20 protein-coding genes and 1 tRNA gene are annotated in these 21,299 nt (G+C 66.6%); 19 read left to right on the top strand and 2 right to left on the bottom strand.

What is annotated here, in order from left to right; all coding sequences use genetic code 11:
- The first annotated feature begins 361 nt into the window (after positions 1 to 361).
- Positions 362 to 820: a DUF2269 family protein gene (locus ABIR74_RS10945; protein WP_348178000.1), complete on the top strand. Its 459-nt coding sequence runs from the start codon at positions 362 to 364 to the stop codon at positions 818 to 820.
- 19 nt (positions 821 to 839) lie between these two features.
- Here the strand turns inward: ABIR74_RS10945 and ABIR74_RS10950 are convergent.
- Both ABIR74_RS10950 and ABIR74_RS10955 read right to left on the bottom strand, forming a co-directional pair.
- Positions 840 to 923 (bottom strand) — tRNA-Leu (locus ABIR74_RS10950).
- Between the two features lie 40 nt (positions 924 to 963).
- Positions 964 to 1,197, bottom strand: coding sequence for a hypothetical protein (locus tag ABIR74_RS10955; protein WP_348178001.1), 234 nt, complete (start codon positions 1,195 to 1,197; stop codon positions 964 to 966).
- A gap of 73 nt (positions 1,198 to 1,270) precedes the next feature.
- On the opposite strand from ABIR74_RS10955, the gene tig reads away from it, so the two are divergent.
- The 18 genes from tig to ABIR74_RS11045 all read left to right on the top strand — a co-directional run.
- A complete protein-coding gene (tig, locus tag ABIR74_RS10960; RefSeq protein WP_348178002.1) occupies positions 1,271 to 2,638 on the top strand; it encodes a trigger factor in 1,368 nt (455 codons plus the stop codon).
- Entirely contained in the window at positions 2,635 to 3,219 is a 585-nt protein-coding gene (gene clpP / locus ABIR74_RS10965; RefSeq protein ID WP_348178003.1) for an ATP-dependent Clp endopeptidase proteolytic subunit ClpP, read from the top strand. Before tig ends, clpP begins: the two co-directional genes overlap by 4 nt.
- Before the next feature lie 47 nt (positions 3,220 to 3,266).
- A complete protein-coding gene (clpX, locus tag ABIR74_RS10970) occupies positions 3,267 to 4,562 on the top strand; it encodes an ATP-dependent Clp protease ATP-binding subunit ClpX (protein WP_348178004.1) in 1,296 nt (431 codons plus the stop codon).
- A 212-nt stretch (positions 4,563 to 4,774) separates the two neighbouring features.
- Positions 4,775 to 7,231 (top strand): valine--tRNA ligase, encoded by a 2,457-nt coding sequence (locus tag ABIR74_RS10975; protein ID WP_348178006.1) that lies wholly within the window; start codon positions 4,775 to 4,777, stop codon positions 7,229 to 7,231.
- 111 nt (positions 7,232 to 7,342) lie between these two features.
- Positions 7,343 to 8,395 (top strand): Mur ligase family protein, encoded by a 1,053-nt coding sequence (locus ABIR74_RS10980; RefSeq protein WP_348178008.1) that lies wholly within the window; start codon positions 7,343 to 7,345, stop codon positions 8,393 to 8,395.
- A 135-nt stretch (positions 8,396 to 8,530) separates the two neighbouring features.
- Complete coding sequence (locus ABIR74_RS10985) at positions 8,531 to 9,028, top strand: zinc ribbon domain-containing protein (RefSeq protein WP_348178010.1); 498 nt, start codon at positions 8,531 to 8,533, stop codon at positions 9,026 to 9,028.
- Positions 9,029 to 9,072: 44 nt separating this feature from the next.
- On the top strand, positions 9,073 to 9,489 hold the full coding sequence (ndk, locus tag ABIR74_RS10990) for a nucleoside-diphosphate kinase (RefSeq protein WP_348178012.1): 417 nt from the start codon (positions 9,073 to 9,075) through the stop codon (positions 9,487 to 9,489).
- Between the two features lie 51 nt (positions 9,490 to 9,540).
- A complete protein-coding gene (locus ABIR74_RS10995; RefSeq protein WP_348178014.1) occupies positions 9,541 to 10,305 on the top strand; it encodes a class I SAM-dependent methyltransferase in 765 nt (254 codons plus the stop codon).
- Positions 10,305 to 10,877 carry a nucleoside triphosphate pyrophosphatase gene (locus tag ABIR74_RS11000; RefSeq protein ID WP_348178016.1) on the top strand — a complete coding sequence of 191 codons (573 nt, stop codon included), beginning with the start codon at positions 10,305 to 10,307 and terminating at the stop codon, positions 10,875 to 10,877. Before ABIR74_RS10995 ends, ABIR74_RS11000 begins: the two co-directional genes overlap by 1 nt.
- Before the next feature lie 12 nt (positions 10,878 to 10,889).
- On the top strand, positions 10,890 to 11,942 hold the full coding sequence (locus ABIR74_RS11005) for a rod shape-determining protein (RefSeq protein WP_348178018.1): 1,053 nt from the start codon (positions 10,890 to 10,892) through the stop codon (positions 11,940 to 11,942).
- 126 nt (positions 11,943 to 12,068) lie between these two features.
- A complete protein-coding gene (gene mreC / locus ABIR74_RS11010) occupies positions 12,069 to 13,007 on the top strand; it encodes a rod shape-determining protein MreC (protein WP_348178021.1) in 939 nt (312 codons plus the stop codon).
- Positions 13,004 to 13,528, top strand: a complete 525-nt coding sequence (gene mreD / locus ABIR74_RS11015; protein ID WP_348178023.1) for a rod shape-determining protein MreD — start codon at positions 13,004 to 13,006, stop codon at positions 13,526 to 13,528. Before mreC ends, mreD begins: the two co-directional genes overlap by 4 nt.
- On the top strand, positions 13,521 to 15,545 hold the full coding sequence (gene mrdA, locus ABIR74_RS11020; protein ID WP_348178026.1) for a penicillin-binding protein 2: 2,025 nt from the start codon (positions 13,521 to 13,523) through the stop codon (positions 15,543 to 15,545). The genes mreD and mrdA overlap by 8 nt, the downstream gene beginning before the upstream one ends.
- A complete protein-coding gene (gene rodA, locus ABIR74_RS11025) occupies positions 15,542 to 16,729 on the top strand; it encodes a rod shape-determining protein RodA (protein WP_348178028.1) in 1,188 nt (395 codons plus the stop codon). The genes mrdA and rodA overlap by 4 nt, the downstream gene beginning before the upstream one ends.
- Positions 16,729 to 17,490 (top strand): hypothetical protein, encoded by a 762-nt coding sequence (locus ABIR74_RS11030; RefSeq protein ID WP_348178030.1) that lies wholly within the window; start codon positions 16,729 to 16,731, stop codon positions 17,488 to 17,490. The genes rodA and ABIR74_RS11030 overlap by 1 nt, the downstream gene beginning before the upstream one ends.
- A gap of 75 nt (positions 17,491 to 17,565) precedes the next feature.
- Entirely contained in the window at positions 17,566 to 17,760 is a 195-nt protein-coding gene (locus ABIR74_RS11035) for a hypothetical protein (RefSeq protein ID WP_348178033.1), read from the top strand.
- Between the two features lie 150 nt (positions 17,761 to 17,910).
- Entirely contained in the window at positions 17,911 to 20,994 is a 3,084-nt protein-coding gene (locus ABIR74_RS11040) for an Rne/Rng family ribonuclease (RefSeq protein WP_348178035.1), read from the top strand.
- Positions 20,995 to 21,067: 73 nt separating this feature from the next.
- The coding region (locus tag ABIR74_RS11045; protein WP_348178037.1) for a bL21 family ribosomal protein at positions 21,068 to 21,299 on the top strand (232 nt) is incomplete at its 3' end.

The following is a 21,299-nucleotide window of genomic DNA, read 5'->3' on the forward strand; positions in this document are numbered from 1 at the left end:
GATATGAGCGAACTGAGAGCACCTCAGAGCACATCAGAACGGCTTAGAACAGTGGGCGTGCCTCGAACGAAGAGACTTCGAATCCACGCGCGGAGGTTCGATTCCTCCCGGGGCCATCTCGTCTCGCCCTCGCGTGCGGGCGCCAGCGTGCACGCGAGGGCTCGAAGATATGGCCCCTTGCCCGTTCTGCCTGAGCTTCAGCCAGGTCGGAGGCGGTCGGTGCGTCGCGCAGACAGGGATTTGGTCGAAGCCCCCGACCCACGAGTCCGAAGGGATCCGCGCGGTGGGCGAGAACTCGAAGCCGTTTCCGCTGCTCTTTCTCGAACACAGCTGCTCTCCCTCGGCGACAAAGGAGTCCCCCGTGACCTGGTACGAGCTCTTCCTCTTCCTTCACATCGCGTCCGCGATCATCTGGGTCGGCGGAGGGTTCTTCCTGCAGGTGCTCTCGCTGCGTGTACTCGGCACGAAGGACGAGGCCAGGATTGCAGGGTTCGCCGGCGACGTCGAGGTGCTTGGCACGCGCGTCTTCATGCCTGCGTCGTTGCTCCTGATCGTGACGGGCGCGGCACTCGCGATCAACGGCAACTGGGACTGGAGCGAGCCGTTCATTTCGTTCGGCCTCCTTGTCTGGATTATCTCGGTCGTTGCCGGTGTCGCCTATCTCGGCCCGACGTCCGGGAAGATCAAGGCGGAGATCGAGTCGGGCGGAGCCAACCCGCGCGCCCAGCAGCTGATCGGCAACGTCCTGCGCTACTCGCGCATCGAGCTCGTTCTACTCTGGATCGTCGTCTTCATGATGGTCGTGAAGCTCGGCGGATGACACCGCAGCGATCATGCAATGCGGGCGAGAGGACTTGAACCTCCAAGAGCCGAAGCCCAACGGGACCTAAACCCGCCGCGTCTACCAGTTCCGCCACGCCCGCGTGGTGCCCAGAATCTAGCGCGACGGGCGTGCGATGGTGGCTAGCGTCCGAGCAGGAGGCCGACGGTCTCGCGCATCGAGTCGAGCACGAGTCCCGCGAGCGAGATGAGCGCGAAGGCCGCGAAGCCTGCGAGCGGCTCGTGGGTCTGGACGACGAGCAGGCTGACGAAGGCTGCAACGACGAGCGACGCGGTCGCGAGTGGCCTCCGCGTCACGGTCCCGAGCGCGAGCCCCACGAGGAAGACGGAGCCGAAGACGATGATTCCGATCACCATCTGGCGAGCGTAGGACCTGGGTCGGACGGACCGGACCGACCGACAACCCGTCGGGAGGCCATACCGTCTCTGCTTGAATGGCCCTCTGATGTCCTCGCAGGTGGAAGAGCTCGGAGACAATCGTGTCCGCCTGACGGTGGATGTGTCGGTGCACGAGCTCGAGCACGCCGTCGAGCATGCGACGAACGACCTGGCCGATTCGGTCAAGATCCCGGGGTTCCGGAAGGGCAAGGTGCCAACGCCGGTGCTGATCTCGAAGATCGGGAAAGACCGGATCTGGGTCGAGGCAGTGGAGTCGCACATCAGCGGCTGGTTCTGGGCGGCGGCGGCACGCACGCGCCTGCGGCCGATCGCGGCGCCCGAGTACGACTTCGAGCTCCCGACGACCGAGAAGGAACCGTGGTCGTTCTCGGCGACGATCGAGGTGCAGCCCACTCCGGAGATCGTCGATTGGACGACGCTGGAGGTGCCGCGCGTCGAAGCAGAGGTTCCGCAGGAACTCGTCGATCAGGAACTCGAGGCGCTGCGACAGACCGTCGCAGAGCTCGTTCCCGCCGACGATCGTGCCGCAAAGGACGCTGACACGCTGGTCATCGACCTCGTCGGTGAGGAGGGAGAGGTGCAGTCGGACACGGTCGTCGAGCTCGGTTCCGGACGCCTCGTCGAGGAGATCGAGGCTGCGCTGATCGGCGCGAGCGTCGGCGAGACGAAGGAGATCACGTACGAGCTCGCCGACGAGTCGCACACGAGCGTGTCGATCACGGTCAAGCACATCAACGAGAAGGTGCTTCCAGAGATCGACGACGAGTTGGCCCGTTCCGCGAGCGAGTTCGACACGCTGGCCGAGCTTCGTGCGGAGATCGAGGGCCGGATTCTCACGGCGGTCGAAGCCGAGATCGACTCCGCGTTCAGGACGGCCGCCGTCGACACGCTCGTCTCCGCATCGAAGGTCAAGGGTGCCGGCCCGCTCGTCGAGACGCGCGCCCGCGAGCTGCTGGACGGGTTCGTTCGGTCTCTCGACCGCCGCGGGATCGCGCCCGAGACGTACTTCCAGGTGACGGGGCAGACGCCCGAGGTCTTGATCGCGCAGATGCATGGCGAGGCTGCACAGTCGGTCGCACGTGAGCTCGCCCTCGAGGCGGTCGCAGATCGCATCGGGATCGAGATCTCCGACGACGACGTGAAGGCATTGATCCGCGAGCAGGCCGAGCTGTCCGGCGACGATCCCGATGAGGTGATCGCGGGCATCTGGGCGCACGGCCATCAGGAGTCGCTGAGGGAGGATCTGCGCATGCGCGCCGCCCTCGATCGCCTCGTCGGCGAGGTCAAGCCGATTGCGCCCGACCTCGCCGAGGCGCGCGACAAGATGTGGACGCCTGACAAGGAAAACACCGAGCCGGAGAAGAAGTTGTGGACACCCGGCAGCAAGGAGCCCGAATGAGCCCGTTGATTCCCATGGTGATCGAGCAGACCTCGCGCGGCGAGCGCTCGTTCGACATCTATTCGCGACTGCTGAACGAGCGAATCATCTTCCTCGGCACGCAGGTCGACTCCCAGATCGCAAACCTGATCAATGCGCAGTTGCTCCACCTCGAGTCGGAAGATCCCGACAAAGACATCTCGCTGTACATCAACTCACCGGGCGGCTCGGTCTACGACGGGCTCTCGATCTACGACACCATGCAGTTCATCAAGCCCGACGTCTCGACGATCTGCGTCGGCATCGCGATGAGCATGGGAGCCCTCCTTCTTACCGGAGGCGCGAAAGGGAAGCGGATGGCGCTGCCGAACTCGAGGATTCTGATCCATCAGGTCTGGGGCGGCTATCAGGGGCAGGCGTCCGACATCGAGATTCACGCGAAGGAGACGATTGCGCTGAAGCGCAAGCTGGAGGAGATCATGTCTGACCACACCGGCCAGGATGTCGAGAAGGTCAAGCAGGACATGGATCGCGACTACTTCATGACCTCGAACGAGGCGGTCGAGTACGGCCTCATCGATCGCGTGATCGCGCACCGCTAGACCCGACGGGATAGCCAAACAGGCGATTTCGGAGTAAAAGGAGAGACGTGGCCCGAGCGAGCGACGGAAACGAGCAGCTGCTCTGCAGCTTCTGCGGCAAGAGTCAGCGGCAGGTGAAGAAGTTGATCGCCGGTCCCGGCGTCTACATCTGCGACGAGTGCATCGATCTCTGCAACGAGATCATCGACGAGGAGCTGACCGCTCCCGTCTCGCTCGACCTCGACAACCTGCCTCGCCCGAAGGACATCTACGCCGTCCTCAACGACTACGTCGTCTCGCAGGAAGAGGCGAAGCGGACGCTGTCGGTCGCGGTCTACAACCACTACAAGCGCGTCCGCATGGGGCAGGTCGAAGAGGGCGATGTCGAGCTCCAGAAGTCGAACATCCTTCTGCTCGGCCCGACCGGGTGCGGCAAGACGCTACTCGCGCAGACGCTTGCACGGATCCTCAACGTCCCCTTCGCGATCGCCGACGCGACGGCGCTCACCGAAGCCGGCTACGTCGGCGAGGACGTCGAGAACATCCTCCTCAAGCTGATCCAGGCAGCCGACTTCGACATCAAGAAGGCCGAGACGGGAATCATCTACATCGACGAGGTCGACAAGATCGCCCGGAAGGCCGACAACCCGTCGATCACGCGCGACGTCTCGGGCGAGGGCGTGCAGCAGGCGCTGCTGAAGATCCTCGAGGGGACCGTCGCCTCCGTGCCGCCGCAGGGCGGCCGTAAGCATCCCCACCAGGAGTTCCTCTCGATTGACACGACGAATATCCTCTTCATCTGCGGCGGAGCGTTTGCCGGGCTCGACAGGATCGTCGAGCGGCGGATCGGAGCGAACTCGGTCGGTTTCGGCGCCAACGTGCGATCGAAGCACTCCGGTGAAGGCGCGGAGCTCCTGTCCGCCGTGATGCCGGAGGATCTCGTGAACTTCGGGCTCATCCCCGAGTTCATCGGTCGCCTTCCCGTCGTCTCGGCAGTGCACCAGCTCCGTCGCGACGATCTCGTACAGATCCTCACCGAGACGAAGAACGCCCTGACCCGCCAGTACCAGCGCTTCTTCGGCTACGACACGATCGAGCTCGTGTTCACGGACGACGCGCTCCTCGAGATCGCCGAGAAGGCGCTCAAGCGCGAGACCGGGGCGCGCGGCCTTCGTTCGATCATCGAAGCCGCACTCCTCGACGTGATGTTCGAGCTGCCGTCGCGCCAGGACGTCTCCAAGTGCGTGATCACAAAGGAGACGATCTCGAAGGGGCTCAGCCCGACGCTCGTGACGAGCGGATCGGCAGCCGCGGGTGAGTCGGGCGACGAGTTCGGCGCTGCGGCAGGCAACGCCGCGTCGTAGTCGTTCGGCTGCGCGCCGCGACCACGATCGAGCGAACGTTTCGTTGCCTGACGGGCCGGGCAGGACGCCCGGGTTGAAGCACGCCTCGCCCCGCGTGGTCGTGGGCTATCACGCGGAGGCGTCGCGTCCGCCAGCGTCGAGGCCTGAAGGTCGACTCCCGAGGGTCGACTCCCGAGCCGGGGCGAGGCATCGCGCCGTACACTTGACTGCCGATGACGACCGACCGAACGATGGAGCCGCTCTACAAGCCTGACGGCGTCGAGGCGCGCTGGCAGGAAACGTGGGAGGCTGAAGGGCTCTACGCCGCCGGAGTGGGCGCGACACGCGACGAGAGCTATGTCATCTGCGTGCCGCCTCCTAACGTCACCGGCGATCTTCATCTCGGCCATGCCCTGAACGGCTCGATCCAGGACGTGCTCGTTCGCTGGCACCGGATGCGCGGCTACCGCACGCTCTGGCAGCCCGGCTACGACCACGCCGGTATCTCGACCCAGAACGTCGTCGAGAAGCAGCTCGCGAGTGAAGGACTGACACGCCACGATCTCGGCCGCGAGGCGTTCGTCGCCCGGACATGGCAGTGGCTCGAGCTGACCGGCCGCACAATCATGGGGCAGTACCGACGCCTCGGCGCATCGCTCGACTACGAGCGTGAGAGGTTCACGCTGGACGAGGGCTACTCGCGCGCCGTGACGACGTTCTTCGTCCGTCTCTGGGATCGCGGCTGGATCTACCGGGCGAATCGCATCGTCAACTGGTGCCCCTTTCACCAGACGGCAATCTCGGATCTCGAAGTTGTGCACGAGGAGATGGATGACGTGCTCACGTACGTCCGCTACCCGTTCGCTGACGGCGACGGAGAAGACGGCATCGTGATAGCGACCGTTCGACCGGCGACGATCCTCGGTGACGTCGCCGTCGCCGTCCATCCCGAAGACGAGCGTTACGCGACCGCGATCGGCCGCAACGTCATCGTTCCGTACGTCGAGCGCCCCGTTCCCGTGATCGCCGACGAGCGCGTCGACCCCACGTTCGGCACGGGCGCGCTCAAGATCACGCCCGGCCACGACCCGACCGACTTCGTGATCGGGCGCGATCATGAGCTTCCCGAGCCGATGGTGATCGGCCTCGACGGGAGGATGAACGAGCACGCCGGCTCCCTCGAGGGGCTGACGCAGTCGGAGGCGGACGTCGCGGTGATCACCTGGCTCAAGGAGCGCGGTCAGCTCGTGAAGCGGGCCAACTACCGCCACGCAGTCGGCACGTGTGAGCGATGCCACACGCGGATCGAGCCCCTGATCTCGCTCCAGTGGTGGTGCAAGATGGAGGAGCCGGCGCGGCCGGCGATCGAAGCGTTGCGCGAGGGAACGGTTCGCTTCCATCCGGAGTCTCAGCATCGTTTCGCGATCACCTCGCTCGAGGAGACGCCGGACTGGTGCGTCTCGCGGCAGCTCTGGTGGGGGCATCAGCTCCCCATCTGGACCACACCCGACGGCGAGGTGATCTGTGCCCCGACGGAGAAGGAGGCGCAGGGGCGAGCAGGTGCCGGCGTGTCGTTGACGCGCGATCCCGACGTTCTCGACACGTGGTTCTCCTCGGCCCTCTGGCCGTTCGCGACCCTCGGCTGGCCGGATCAGACACCGGAGCTCGCTGCCTACTACCCGGGAAACGTCAACTCCACGGCCCGCGAGATCATCCGCCTCTGGGAGAACCGCATGATCTGGGCGGGGCTCGAGGCGATGGGCGAGGTGCCGTTCACGGATGTGATCATCCACTCGACGGTTCTCGCAGTCGACGGGCGCAGGATGTCGAAGAGCCTGGGAACGGGCATCGACCCGATCGAGATGATCGAGGCGCACGGAGCAGACGCGACGCGGTACGGCCTGCTCAAGATCTCCTCGAGCCAGGATGTGCGCTTCTCTCCGGGCTCGATCGAGGAGGGCCGCAAGCTTGCCAACAAGCTCTGGAACGTCTCCCGCCTGATCCTCCAGAACGCCGGCGAGATCGAGGCGCGCGTCGAGCCGACGGCCCTCGAGGAGCGATGGATTCTCGCGCGGATCGACTCTGCCCGCGAGCAGGTGGAGGAGGCGTGGGCCGCGTTCGACTTCGCGACCGCCGCAAACACGCTCTACCACCTGACGTTCGACGACTTCTGCGACTGGTATGCGGAGGCGATCAAGCCGCGCCTCTACGAACACGAGCAGAGTGTGGCGGCGACTGCCGTTGCGGCGCTCGAGCGTCTCCTTGCGCTGCTCCACCCGATGCTCCCACACGTGACAGAGGAGATCTGGTCGTACCTCCCCGGGCCACAGGAGCGCCTGATCGTGTCGCGGTGGCTCGACCCTGACGACCGGTTCCGCGACGACGCGGGAGCGCTTACGCGGATCCAGGAAGCGGCCGTAACCTTTCGGCGCAGCGGTGTCCAGGTGGCGCTCGACTCCGACGACGAACGGCGCATCTTCGCAGCAGTCGTTCGGCCGGAACGACAGAAGGTCACCGGCGACGCGGGCCCGGAGATCGCGCGGCTGGAGAAGGAGATCGCACGGGCAGAGGCGATGCTCGCCAACGAGAAGTTCGTCACGAGCGCACCGTCCGCGGTCGTCGACGGTGAGCGCGAGAAGCTCGAGCGGTTCCGGCGCGAGCGCGAGGCGCTCTCCGGCGTCGAGGGTTGAGGAGCGAGTCGTGCGCGGTCGAAGGATGGCGAGACAGCGGCTCGCGAGCCGCGCAGCAAGCGGGAATGCGCCGAGCCGACCGGGCGTGCCGTCACCAGGAGCGGGCCGGCGGTGAGTGACGAGATCGCCTGGCTCGCCGGCCTCAGTCCGTGGCCGGAGGACGGCTTCGGGCTGGAGCGGATGCGCGCTCTCCTCGCTGCACTCGGCAATCCGCAGGACCGCTACCCCGCCGTCCACATCGTCGGAACGAACGGCAAGTCCACTGCGACGCTGACGGTCGAACGGGCCCTTCTGGCCGCCGGCCTCTCGGTGGGGGCGACGATCTCGCCGCACATTCGCGACTGGAGCGACCGGCTGCGAATCGACGGCCGACCTGGCGACCTCGAGGCTGCGCTGCGACGCGTTCGGCGTGATGCGGAGAAACTCGCGGCGACGCAGTTCGAGACGATGACCGCGGCGGCGCTGTGGGCGTTTGCCGACGCCGGCGTCGACGTCGCGGTCGTGGAGGCCGGGCTGGGCGGTCGCTTCGACGCCACCAATGTCCTGCGCTCCAGGGTTGTCCTGCTCACGAACGTCGGCCTCGAGCACACCGAGGTGCTCGGCGACACGGTCGAGGCGATTGCGACGGAGAAGCTTGCTGTTGTCCATTCTGACGACACCGTAGTGATCCTTCCGGACGGCACGTTTCGGTCTCTCGTCCCGCAGGGCAGAATCGAGTTCGGTGGCGCGCGCGAGGCCGCAGCCGCATTCGTCGGCCATCCCGTCGATCTCCCTGAACCGGTGTCGCTTCCCGGCCGGCTCGAGTGGCGACCAGGCGAGATCCGCGACGGAGCCCACAACCCGGACGGCGTCTCCTGGCTCCTGGCGCACCTTCCCGAGGCCGACTACACGATCTGCGCCTCGATCCTCGGGGACAAGAACGTCGAGCTGATGCTCTCTCGCCTGGCCACAGCCGGTAGCCGGTTCGTTGCTACGAGCTCATCGAATGCACGGTCGCTCGCGGCCGCCGATCTCGCCGAGCGCGCCAGGCCTCACTTCGGCACGGTGGAGTCCGTGGGCGACCCATCAGCCGCCGTCGCCCGCGCGCACACCCTCGGGGAGCCCGTCCTCGTGACCGGATCGCTCTACCTCCTGGCCGATCTCGAGGAGGCGGCGCGGCGATGAAGCGGCGTTCGCGAATGAGAGAACGATTGACTGCGCTGACCTTCGCCCTCATCGTCGTGACGGTCATCGTCGGTGCCGCGTTCGCCGTCGGGTATATCCTCGGCAAGGTTCTTCTCTGACCGCGGGACGTCGCCGATGATTGCCGAAGCCTTCTTCGATTCGAACACCTGGATTCTCGCCCGCAACCTGGCCGGGTTCCTCGTCGTGGTGTTCTGGCTGACGACGGCGTTCTGGGTGTTCAAGGATGCGCGCCGCCGTATCGAGGATCCCTGGCTCGTCGGAATGGCTGCCGTGCTCGGGCTCGTGCCGCCCTTCATCGGGCCGATCGTGTACCTCTTCCTCCGACCACCGGATTCGATCCAGGAGCGGCGCGATCGCGAGCTCGACAATCGCGCCCTCGAGGAGCGCCTCGCCGAGCACGACCTCCGCTGTCCCGTCTGCCGCGGTCAGGTCGATTCGTCCTATCTCGTCTGCCCTGTGTGCACGACGCGCCTGAAGCAGGCGTGCTCGTCCTGCGCGGCTCCCCTCGAGGCGATCTGGCAGGCATGCCCGTACTGTGCCGAGCCCGTTCTGCCCTCGGCGGCCCTCGGCGAGGAGCCACTTCAGCCGTTGCGCGCCCGACGCTCGAGCTGATCCCCCGGCCGCAGACGGTCGCGAGTGACTAGGCTTCCGCGCCTATGGCTACTGAAACCACACTCGTCCTCGTCAAGCCGGACGGCGTCCGTCGCGCACTCTGCGGCGAGATCGTCTCCCGCTTCGAGCGTCGCGGCTACGAGCTCCGCGGCGCTCGTCTGTTGAAGATCCCCCGCGCTCTCGCTCAGCAGCACTACGCCGAGCACAAGAACAAGCCCTTCTTCGGGGAGCTCGTATCGTTCATCACCTCGGGTCCCGTCCTCGCACTCGCGGTCCGTGGTGAGAACGCAATCCTCGGCGTCCGCGGGATGATGGGAGCCACGAATCCGGCCGACTCGGCGCCGGGCACGATCCGTGGAGACTTCGCCACGCTGCTGTCGGAGAACATCGTCCACGGCTCGGACTCGAAGGCGAGCGCCAAGCGTGAGCTGTCGCTGTTCTTCCCGGACGGCCTGCTCTAGGGCCTTCCCCCGGAGTAAGCGCATCCGGGGGAGAGCTCGCTCCTCGTTCCCATGACCGACATCTCTGACGACGCGAAACGCAACCGGGAGGAATGGACGCGATCCAACGCGGCCTACACCGATGCGACGGCGAGCTCGACCTGGGCGGCCGAGGAGATCACCTGGGGGGTCTTCGGGATTCCGGAGACGCCGCTCGGAACGCTCGGCGACGTCGAGGGGCTGGACGTTGTCGAGCTCGGCTGCGGGACAGCGTACGTCTCGGCCTGGCTTGCCAGGCGGGGAGCGCGACCCGTCGGCGTCGACGTGACGCCTGCTCAGCTCGACACCGCTCGCCGCTGCCAACGTGAGTTCGGGATCGAGTTCCCGCTCGTCGAGGCCAGTGCGGAGGACGTCCCGCTGCCCGCCGAGAGCTTCGATCTGGCGGTTTCCGAGTACGGCGCCGTCATCTGGTGTGATCCGTATCGCTGGATCCCCGAGGCGCATCGCCTCCTCCGCCCGGGCGGACGACTCTGGTTTCTCCGTAACAGCACCCTCTCGATCCTCTGTGCTCCGGATGAAGGCGCGCCGACCGCGGAGTTGATCCGGCCGCAGCACGGCCTCGGCCGCCTCGAATGGCCCGGTGAGCTCGGGGTCGAGTGGCAGCTTCCGCACGGCGAGCTCTTCCGCCTGCTCCGCGAGACGGGCTTCGACGTGATCGACCTCGTCGAGCTCTACGCGCCAAAGGACGCGGTCGACCACTCGTTTTACGAGGGATTCTCGGTCGAGTGGTCGCGCAAGTGGCCCGCGGAGGAGATCTGGGTCGCAAGGAAACGCTGATGACGCTCGTCCTCGCCTCGACGTCCCCGCAACGACGCGCGATCCTGGAGCAACTCCGAATTCCGTTCCACGTTGTTGCCCCGGTATACGAGGAGCACGATCCGCCCGATGCCGACCCGGTAGCGCTCGTCCGCGCTCACGCGGAGGGGAAGGCTCGGTCGGCTCATGACGAGGGAGCGGTCACGCTCGGCGTCGACACGACCGTCCATATGGGCGGACGCCTGTACGGAAAGCCCGCCGATGAGAGTGGAGCACGCGAGATGGTGGCAGAGCTCGCGGGTGCGACTCACCTCGTCGTGTCGGGCCTCTGCGTTCTCGGACAGGGATTCGCCGTCGTCGATCATGCGGTCACGCGCGTCACGTTTCGGGAGCTCGGCGTTTCGGAGATCGATGAGTACGTCGCCACGGGTGAATGGCGCGGTCGAGCGGGCGGCTATGCGATCCAGGGAATCGGTGGCCGCCTTGTCGCCGGGATCGAGGGCGACTACCTCAACGTCGTCGGGCTCCCTGCCGCGCTCCTTGTCGATGTGCTCTCTGCGAAAGCACCGAAGTTGCTGCAAATCCGTAGCTAGACTGCTCCGTTCATGAGCTGGTTCAACGCTCTCACCGGCTTCGGCGGCCGCGACATGGCGGTCGACCTCGGCACCGCCAACACCCTCGTCTACGTGCGGGGTCGCGGCATCGTGCTCTCGGAGCCATCCGTGGTCGCGATCGACCAACGGACAGGCGACGTCCATGCCGTCGGTGTCGAGGCCAAGCGCATGCTGGGGCGCACGCCCGGCACGATCTCTGCGATCCGGCCGCTCAAGGATGGCGTCATCGCCGACTTCGACGTCACCGAGCAGATGCTGCGGCATTTCATCCAGAAGGTGCACCAGCATCGCTTTGCCCACCCGCGCGTGATCGTCTGCGTTCCCTCGGGCGTCACCGGCGTCGAGAAGCGGGCCGTCGAGGACGCAACTCTCGCAGCCGGTGCCCGGCAGGCGTACCTGATCGAGGAGCCGATGGCCGCCGCGATCGGCGCCGGGCTCCCCGTTGGCGAGCCGACGGGGAACATGATCGTCGACATCGGAGGCGGCACGACCGAGGTCGCCGTCATCTCTCTCGGTGGCATCGTCGTCTCGCAGTCGCTCCGTGTCGGCGGCGATGAGATGGACGACGCGATCGTCACGCACATCAAGAAGGAGTACAAGCTTCTCGTCGGCCAGCAGACGGCCGAGGAGATCAAGCTCGAGGTCGGGTCAGGTTTCCGGCTCGCCGAGGAGGTTCAGGCCGAGGTGCGCGGACGAGACATGTTGACCGGGCTGCCGAAGACCGTCGTCATCTCGTCCGAGGAGGTTCGCCGTGCGCTCGACGAGCCGGTCTCCCAGATCATCGACGCGATCAAGTCCACGCTCGACAAGACGCCTCCCGAGCTTGCAGCGGACATCATGGACCGGGGGATCGTTCTCGCGGGCGGAGGAGCGCTGCTCCAGGGGCTCGACGAGCGGCTTCGCCACGAGACGCAAATGCCGGTGCATCTTGCCGAAAGCCCGTTGACGTGTGTCGCCGTCGGTTCGGGCCGTAGCCTCGAGGAGTTCGACACGATCGTTCGCTCCGAGCGTTCGCGCAAGCGGCGCAACGGCTACCGCCGCTAGCCGCCCCGGAAGCGGTGACCGAGGGCATTGCCTCTCGATATCCGCGCTGGAGCGCCATGTTCGGATCCCGCAAAGGCCCACCTCCGGAGGGCCACATACCGGCGAGGGCCGGTACAATCCGCATCTGTGCCCCGTCATCGCACCGCACGCACGGCGGTGCTGGGCGTCAACGTCCGGCGTCCCGCCACCGGCAAGCAACCCTCACGATCGACCTCCGCCTTCAGGCGGCGGATTGTAGTGGGGATCCTCGTTGTGCTCGCGCTGGTCCTGATCACCTTCTCGTTCCGGAGCCCGAACTCCGGGCCAGTCGCATCCCTCGAGAGCTCCGCCGCCACCGTTCTGCGGCCGGTCACGATCGCCGGCGAGCGTGTTGCCCAGCCGTTCCGTGACGTCTACGGATGGGCTGACTCCCTGCTCACGGCGCGCTCCGACGCGAAGCGCCTCAAAGCCGAGACCGAGGCGCTCCGGCAGCAGGTGATCCAGAACCAGTTCGCCGCCAACGAGAACGCGAAGCTCAAGGCCCTTCTCGCGTTCCGCGACGGCCCCCGTTTTCCCGACGACTACACGGGCCTTGCTGCGGCAGTCATCGCTCGCCCGAGCGGCACGTTCGCACAGGAAGTAGTCGTTGCTGCCGGGTCGAACGACGGGGTAGCGCTCGACGCTCCCGTTGTCACGGCAGACGGGTTTCTTGGCCGCGTCACCCGCGTGTACTCGCGGTCGGCTCGGGTCACGCTCCTCAGCGACGAGCAGCTCGCCGTGTCGGCTATCGACGTACGCTCGGGGGCCACGGGCATCGTCAAGCACGGGCGAGGTTCGTCCACCACTCTGATCTTCGATCGCGTCCCTAAGAAGGTGAAGGTCTCGGTCGGCGACACGATCGTGACAGCGGGGTGGAGGTCGAGCAAGCTGGCGTCGCTCTACCCTCGAGGTATCCCGATCGGTCGGGTCACAAGTGTCGGGCAGGCGGACACCGATCTCTGGAAGCAGATTCAGGTCGAGCCGTTCGCGGACTTCGATCGCGTCGACGCCGTGCTCGTTCTCGTGCTCGAGGACGGTCGAAAGTGAGCCCCGCCTCGGGCGTTCGGATTGGGCTGAGCATCTTCGTTGTGGCGATCATGCAGGTGTCGGCGTTCTCGTCCGTGGCGATCGTCGGTGGCGGCCCCGACGTTCTCCTCGTCACGCTCGTCTCCATGGCGCTCCTTCGCGGCTCCGTCGCGGGTGCGGTTACCGGGTTCTTCGCGGGACTCATCGTCGACGTGACCACGCTCGGTACCCTCGGGTTGACCGCCCTGCTCCTCACCCTCGTCGGCTACTGGGCGGGGCGGTATGGCGAGACGACAGGGCGCGGCAGGCCCCAGGCCGCGTTGCTGACCACCGTCGCCGCGACCGTCTTCTTGGGGTTCGCTGCCTACGCCGTCCAGACGATGCTCGGCGAGTCGATCTCCGCGAGCGTCGTCCTTGCCGCGTTCCCCGCCACGCTCGTCTGGAACGCGTTGCTCATCTACCCGATCTTCGGCCTCGTCCGGCACTTCGTCGGTGCGCCCGAGCGCATGGATCGGGCACGGGAGGTCGAGCTCCTTGTCTGATGCACCGTACGGCGAGCGCCGAAACACGTCCCCTCGTTTCCTGCCTCCCGACCCGTCTGTCAGCGCGCCGTACCGGCTGACGCCGGGACTCGCGCTCCGCGTCGGCGTCCTCGGGGTGATCGCCCTGGCGGTGTTCGCCGTGCTGTTCTTCCGTCTCTGGTCACTGCAGGTGCTCTCCGGAGCGGAGTATCTCGATGCGGCGCAGAACAACCAGCTGCGGACGATCCGGGTCGAGGCACCACGCGGGCCGATCCTCGACCGGAACGGCCGTGTGATAGTCGCGAACGTTCCAGGGACGGCCGTCAAGCTGTGGGTCGGCGACATGCCCAAGCAGGAGGGCCGCTATCGGATGATCCAGCGGCTCGCTGCCGTCCTCGACGTGCCGACTCAACGCCTTGCTCGCGAGGTCGATGCTCGCGTCAACGATCCCTTGACGCCGATCACGGTGAAGACGGCGGTTCGCGACGATCAGGTCTTCTACCTCCAGGAGCACGCCGCGGACTTCCCCGGAGTGCAGATCCAGCAGACGTACCTGCGTGACTATCCGTACCAGTCGCTCGCCGCGCAGCTCCTCGGCTATATCGGCGAGGTCTCGCCTGAGGAGCTGAAGAGGAAGCAGGCAGCAAGGAAGGACTACAGAGCAGGCGACAAGATCGGCAAGTCGGGCGTCGAGGCAACCTTCGACGAGTGGCTCAACGGAACGGCGGGTGCCGCGCAGATCCGCGTCGATTCGCGAGGGCGCCAGCAGAGCCCACTGGAGCTTCGGCGCGACGCCGACCCCGGCAAGGCCGTGCGGCTCACGCTCGACATCGACGTGCAGCGCGCCGCAGAACGTGCGATCAGGGAAGGCGTGACTCTCGCGAGAGCCAACAAGCAGTTCAACGTCGCGGGTGGTGCGATCATCGCGATCGATCCTCGGGACGGAGCGGTGCGTGCGATGGCGTCGTACCCCACGTACAAGCCATCGGTCTATGTGGGGCGCATCGACCCGGACAAGCTCGCGCCGCTCGTGAACGACGCTGCCGCCAAAGCGGCCGACTACCCCGGGCTCAACCGCGTCACGCAGGTCGCCTACCCGCCCGGCTCCGTGTGGAAGCCCGTCACTGCTCTTGCGGCGATGCAGGAGCACATCCTCTCGCCCTACTCGTCGATCCAGTGCACGCCCACCGCGGAGTACGGGCGTGACAAGCAGAAGTTCAAGAACTGGGATCCCTTCGTCAACCGGCCGATGAACCTGCCGGAGGCCCTCGCGACCTCCTGCGACACCTACTTCTACACCGTCGGTAATCGCTTCTACGAAGGTGGCTCGCAGACTCGCAGCCGCATGCAGCAATGGGCGCGCAAGTTCGGATTCGGGGCGCCGACCGGGCTCGATATCGGCAACGAAGCGCCGTCGTGGCAGACGGTGGTTCCCACGCCGGCCTGGCGCGAGCGGACATTCGAGAGCGCATGGGACAAGGCCTGGAACCCCGGCGACTCGATCCAGCTTGCGATCGGTCAGAAGGACGTCACCGTGACGCCGATGCAGATGGCGCGCTTCTACGCGATGATCGCGAACGGCGGCAAGCTGGTCACACCGTACGTCGTCTCCGGCGCAGAGCAGCAGGGCGTCAGGGGCCAACCGGCGCTGACGCTGCAGCAGTTTCCGCCTCCGCCGCCGCGCGATGCGGGCGTCGATCCCGCCGCACTCGAGGCCGTCCGGGAGGGCCTGTGGGCAGCCACGCACTCCACGAACGGCACCTCATCCGGCATCTTCTCCCGCTACAGCGTGTCGATTGCCGGAAAGACCGGCACTGCCGAGAAGGTCGTCAACCTCCCCGGCTATCCTGTCGGCCATCTCGAAGACCAGTCGTGGTGGTGCGGGTACGGCCCGTCCGACGATGCCGAGCTCGTCGTCTGCGCAGTGATCGAGAACGGTGGGCATGGCTCCGCAGCGGCCGCCCCGGCCGCCCTGCGTGTCTTCGAGAAGTATTTCGGCAAGAAGGCTCCGCCGTTGCAGGTGGTGAACCTCGATTGATCGTCGACGCGCGATCGCGACCATCAGGCCCCCGCTCGCCGTCGCTCGGGGCTTACGATCTCGGCGGGATCCTCCGCCGGCTCGACTGGGTGCTGCTCCTCGCTGCCGCGACGCTCGTGGGCTACGGGCTCTGGGCGATCGGCGGGATCACCCGGTTCGACGTCCCGGGGAACCCCGACTACTACGTCACACGGCAGGCGACGGCCGCTGGCCTCGGGATCGTCGGGATGCTGGTCGCGATCGCGATTCCCCCGTCGCTCTACCAACGGCACTGGCGCTTCATCTACGGCGCCACGATCGGGTTGATGGTGTTCGTGTTCGTCGTTGCCGAGGCGATTCGCGGATCGAAGCGATGGATCGACGTGGGGCCGTTCCAGTTCCAGCCGTCGGAGTTCGGCAAGCTCTTCTTCGTGCTCGCGCTCGCCGGCTTCATGGTCGAGCGTGGCCGTCGGGTCGGTGAGATCTCGACGGTCCTGACTGCGGTGGGCCTCGGTCTCGCTCCCATGATCCTCGTCTTCCTCCAGCCCGACCTCGGAAGTGCGCTCGTCTACGTCGGTGCCCTCGCTGGTGTTCTCTTTCTCTCGGGGGTGCGGTGGCTTCATCTCGCGCTGGTCGTCGTAGCGGCGCTGTTGGTCATCGCGAGCGTTCTCTGGTTCCTTCCGGCCGCGGGCGTTCAGGTCCTCAAGCCGTACCAGACCGAGCGTCTGATCGGGTTCACGAATCCCGACAGCGACCCGGGCGACCTCACCTACAACGTGATCCAGTCGAGGACAGCGGTTGGTGCCGGCGGATTGTCGGGACGGGGGGTTGAGGGCGCGAGCCAGACCCGGCTCGACTACCTCCCCGAGCACGCTACGGACTTCGTCTTCGCATCGTTCGCCGAGCAGCGCGGGTTCGTGGGCACGTCGATCCTGCTCCTTCTGTACCTGCTCGTCGTGTGGCGCGCCCTTCGCGTGATCACGGTCGCCGGGAACCTCTACGGGGCGGTCGTCGCCGGCGGGATCGTCTCTGCGTTCCTCTTCCAGGTCTTCGTCAATGTGGGAATGACGATGGGCATCGCGCCCGTGACAGGGATCCCGCTCCCCTTCGTGACGGTCGGCGGATCGTCGATGGTGGCAAACCTCCTGGCCATCGGCGTGCTGCAGTCCATCCATGCTCGCGGCACGTCAGGGAGGTTCCGCTGATGCCTGCGGGCATCGCGATCGGTCAGCTCGCCGGCCTCGTCCGGGAGATCCGAGGGGCCGAAGGATCTCCCTCCATGATCGTGATCTCGGGGCCAGGAGCCGAGGCATTGGCCACGGCGCTCGCCGTCGGCGGGGATCGCAGAGCCATCGTGGTCGACGGCAATCCCGCTGCGGCGGCCGTTGCGTTGAGGATCGTCGAGGGCGATCCGGGTGGTGGAGAGCGCGCCGTCCTGCGTCGGCTCACGAGTGAGCAGACGCCGGTAGTCGTCATACGCCGGGGTGGCTCCGACAGGATCCCGCACGTTTTCGCTGACGACGTCGTCGACGTCGAGTCAGAGAACCTCGGGGCGAACATCGGCCCGATCGCGATCGCGATCGCTCGGGCCGTGGGCGCGGCCGGGCCGGCTCTTGCTGCTCGGCTACCCATCCTGCGGGCTCCGGTCTCCGAGGGACTCGTCGCACGAACGGCATATGCAAACGCCGCGCTCGCCGCGTCTCCCCAGATCGTTCCACAGCTTCCGATGCTCACGTTCACCCAGGTCCGAATGCTCCTGCTGGTCGGAGTCGCCCGGGGCGAAACACTCCCCCGCGGCCCCGAGGGGCTCCTCCGAGCAGCCGGACCGTCTCTCGTCGCTGCACTCGGCGCCGGCGTGGGGGCCCGTGCTCTCGTCCGACGCCTACCCGTTCGCGGGCGGCTCGTCCGCGCAGCGATCGCCTACGGGGTCACGCGAATGCTCGGTACGGCAGTTCTGCGTCGCTAGGGGGAGTGCCGTCCGGACCGGGTCCTAGGATCGCATCGACACACAGGATGCAACCGAGATCCGAAGGGAGTGCCGGTGCCGGACGTTGAACTCGCAGAAGAACTGCTCCAGATCGAAGAGGCCGATGCGTGGTTCGAGTACCTGGAAGCGACACGCGCCCAGTCGGAGAAGCGATACGCCGAGGTCGAGCCCTGGGCCTGGGCTCGCTTGAATCAACGCCTTCGCGCTGTTCGGGCCCGTCGTACGCGGCTTCGCCCGGCTGCAGCCTGACCACCTCTCTGCCCCGCGCAGCGCGCACTGATACCCTGAACCGCGAGGCCCAACTGAATATGGCCACGGTTTTTGACATCCGCTGCGCGAGGCCGGCACCCCGGTGGGGTTCTGTGCGCCCGCGCGCGCTACAACAGAGAGAGGCACCCTTTGCCCTGGTTTCGATGGAAGAACAAGAAGGACGCGCCGGCCGCGCCCGAGAGCGCAACAACAGAGGTTCCGGAAGCCCCGGCTGAGCCGGAGGTCGCAGCGGCCAGTTCGACGGGATCCGCGGTCGCACCCGGCGCGGAGACAGAGGCACAGAGAAACAAGCGACGCCGTGGCAGTCGCGGTGGTCGCGGTCGCAAACGCCCCACGGGCGAGGGTGCCGACGGCGACGGTGCTTCGAGCTCCGGATCAGGCCCGGCATCCACGAAGCAGCCGAAGGAGCCGGCGCGCGAGAAGCCCGAGCGCAGCCAGCGCGCGGAGCGCAACGCCGACCGCCGTCGCACGGGCGGGCAAGGTGGATCGACGCAGCGGCGGCGCCAGCCTCCGCGACGCTCGCCACTTCCCGCCGCCAAGCGTGAGCTGCTGATCTCCATCGATATCGGCGAGCAGCGCGTCGCGATCATCGAGGACGACCGTGTTGCCGAGGTCTACCTCGAGCGCCCGGAGCGCAGGTCGATTGCCGGCAACATCTACCTCGGAACCGTCGACAACGTGCTGCCCGGGATGGAGGCTGCGTTCGTCGAGATCGGTCTCGAGAAGAACGGTTTCCTCTACGTCGACGAGATCGTCGTGCCGGAACTCGAGGGCAAGCGGCACGGAAAGAAGATTCAGGATCTGATCAGCCGTGGGGAGCAGTTGCTCGTTCAGGCGGTCAAGGATCCAATGAAGACGAAGGGGGCTCGACTGACGACCGAAATCTCCCTCCCCGGTCGCTTCCTCGTCTATGTGCCGAACGGCGAAGGGCTTGGCGTTTCTCGCAGGCTCGAGGACTCCGAGCGAGCCCGGCTCAAGGACATCATCAAGAGCCTCGACGTCAAGGAGGGTGGCGTCATCGTCCGCACAGCGGCCGAGGGAGCCTCCGCGGAGGATGTCGAGCGCGACCTCGTCTTCCTGCAGCGGTTGTGGAAAACGATTCAAGCGCGTGCGAACGGCGCTGCTGCGCCGAGCCTCGTCTATCAGGAGGCCGAGCTGCCGCTTCGGATCGTGCGCGACCTCTTCGCGGGTGACTTCGTCTCGGCGCAGGTCGACAACGAGCGCACGCACAAGCGTATCGTCAGCTACCTGAAGAAGACATCGCCGCACATGATCGAGCGCGTTCACCGGTACAAGGAAAAGGAGTCGCTGTTCGAGAGCTCCGGCGTCGAGAAGGAGATCGCCTCGACCCTCGATCGGCGCGTCGATCTTCCCTCCGGCGGCTATCTCGTCTTCGACTACGCGGAGGCGTTCACGGTGATCGACGTGAACACCGGCCGTTTCGTCGGCTCCCGCTCGAAGAACTCGAATCAACGGCTCGAGGACACGATCACGAAGAACAACCTCGAGGCCGTGAAGGAAGTTGTGCGTCAGCTGCGGCTGCGCGATATCGGCGGGATCATCGTCATCGACTTCATCGACATGGCCAACCCGAAGAACCGCGCTTCCGTCGAGGACGCGCTGCGGGACGAGCTCGAGCGGGATCGAACGAAGACGTACGTCGTCGAGATCTCTCCGCTCGGACTTGTCGAGATGACGCGTCAGAACGTCACCGACGGGCCTCGCGAGATTCTGACCCGCAAGTGCCCGACCTGCGCAGGCGACGGCATCGTCGTGTCCGATCACACGGTCGCGATGCAGATCGAGCGCAAGCTTCGGGCGCTCGCAGCTCCCGGGAGTCGCGTTCAGGCATATCGGATCGCGCTTCACCCGCGTGTCCTCGAGCTCGTCGTCGGTCCGGGTGGCGCCCGCCTCGCAGCGATCGAGGAGGCCACACGGCGTCGCTTCTTCCTTGTCGCTGCCGAGGGACACATTCACACCGATCACTTCTCGGTGCTCGCCGAAGGCAAGCTCGTCGACCTACAGCCCGCCGTCAACGTGGCGGAAGGGTCCACCGTCGAGATCAAGCTCGGTGAGCTGGGTCGCTACGACGCCACCGCCGGAGCCGGCAAGCTCGAGGGGCTCGACGTGCTCGTGGCGGACGCCGCCAAGCTCGTCGGCAAGAAGGCGACCGTGACTATCGGCCGAGTGCTCGACGGGCAGGCGTTCGCGACGCTCGTCGTCGCCGATGCGGGCGCCGGGCCGATCACCTTTGAGAGCGAGGCGGAGAAGCCCACGCGCGCGCCCGCCAAACGCAAGGCTCTCGTCACCGAGGGTGAGATACGCGAAGAGGATTCGAGCGACGAGGACGGATCGCAGCCCGACGACGATGCAGTGGACGCGGCTACAGATGTTGCCGCGGCGCACGATGTCGAAGAAGGCGATTTCCAGGGCGATGCAACCGGAGCCGATGAGGTGGCCGAGATCGGGGACGCCGAGGAGATCGATGCCGATGCCGAACCTGCCGCAGATGGAACGACTCCGGCGAAGAAGCGGACGCGTCGCGGCTCACGTGGAGGCAGGCGCCGGCGCAAGCCCGCCGGTGCCGGAGCGGCTGCAGTCGGCGGCGAGGACGTGGCGGGAGATGCCGATCAGGAGACTGAGGAGGCGGTCGACGATGGAGTGGCTCCCACCCAGGGAGCAACCGGTGACGCCCAGGGCGCCACGACCCCCGGCAGGCCGGAGCCGAGCCCGGGCCGTCGCCGCTCGCCGCGCATTCACGTCCCGAACGACGGCGCGACGAAGGCCGGAGCCTCCCCCGAGGTGATCGAGGATGCGATAGCCGACGAGGACGCGACCGCCGATGCCGGTGTCGTCGATGGGATCGTAGAAGAACCTGGCGTCGACGCCGCTGACGGCGCGGTAGCGCCCGTGAAGCGAAAGACGCGACGAGGGAGCCGCGGCGGCAAGAACCATCGCAAGAAGCCTGCTGTGGCAGCCGGCGCCGGGGCGCCCGCGGACGATGGGGTCAACGGTGCGGTGGAGATCGATGTCGAACGTGTGGACGATGGCGATGCCGTCACCGCTGCGGTCGAGGCCGACGTGATCCCTGTCTCAGTCGTGCCGGCTCCGGAACCGGAACGTGACGGCGAAGAGCCCGACGAGCCCGTAGCCCAGGAGGATGCGGGCTACGTGCCCATGTCGCAGTGGCTCGACGACTTCGACCGCAGATGATGCTCCGCGTTCGCTACACTCCCTCGGCTCGCGGGCACCTGCCCGCGTTTTCCGCGTCGGAGACCCAACTCGTATGAGCTACGCAATCATTTCCCTCGGTGGCAAGCAGTATCGCGTCAGCGAAGGTCAGCGTCTGCTCGTCGACCGGCTCCCGACGGAGGAGGGCAAGACGTTCACGCCGGATGTTCTGCTCGTCGGTGGAAATGGGACGCCCGCGCTGTCCCCGAAGGACGTCACCGTCACCGTCAAGGTGCTCGGTCAGCAGCGCGGCCCGAAGATCCGGATCGGCAAGTACAAGAAGCGCA

The organism is Gaiella sp., from assembly GCF_039915195.1.
Classification (GTDB): domain Bacteria; phylum Actinomycetota; class Thermoleophilia; order Gaiellales; family Gaiellaceae; genus Gaiella.

Coding starts and splice junctions, on each gene's coding strand:
- ABIR74_RS10955 (WP_348178001.1), bottom strand. CDS start 1,197: ATGGTGATCGGAATCATCGTCTTCGGCTCCGTCTTCCTCGTGGGGCTC.
- clpP (WP_348178003.1), top strand. CDS start 2,635: ATGAGCCCGTTGATTCCCATGGTGATCGAGCAGACCTCGCGCGGCGAG.
- ABIR74_RS10975 (WP_348178006.1), top strand. CDS start 4,775: ATGACGACCGACCGAACGATGGAGCCGCTCTACAAGCCTGACGGCGTC.
- ABIR74_RS10985 (WP_348178010.1), top strand. CDS start 8,531: ATGATTGCCGAAGCCTTCTTCGATTCGAACACCTGGATTCTCGCCCGC.
- ndk (WP_348178012.1), top strand. CDS start 9,073: ATGGCTACTGAAACCACACTCGTCCTCGTCAAGCCGGACGGCGTCCGT.
- ABIR74_RS10995 (WP_348178014.1), top strand. CDS start 9,541: ATGACCGACATCTCTGACGACGCGAAACGCAACCGGGAGGAATGGACG.
- ABIR74_RS11000 (WP_348178016.1), top strand. CDS start 10,305: ATGACGCTCGTCCTCGCCTCGACGTCCCCGCAACGACGCGCGATCCTG.
- ABIR74_RS11005 (WP_348178018.1), top strand. CDS start 10,890: ATGAGCTGGTTCAACGCTCTCACCGGCTTCGGCGGCCGCGACATGGCG.
- ABIR74_RS11030 (WP_348178030.1), top strand. CDS start 16,729: ATGCCTGCGGGCATCGCGATCGGTCAGCTCGCCGGCCTCGTCCGGGAG.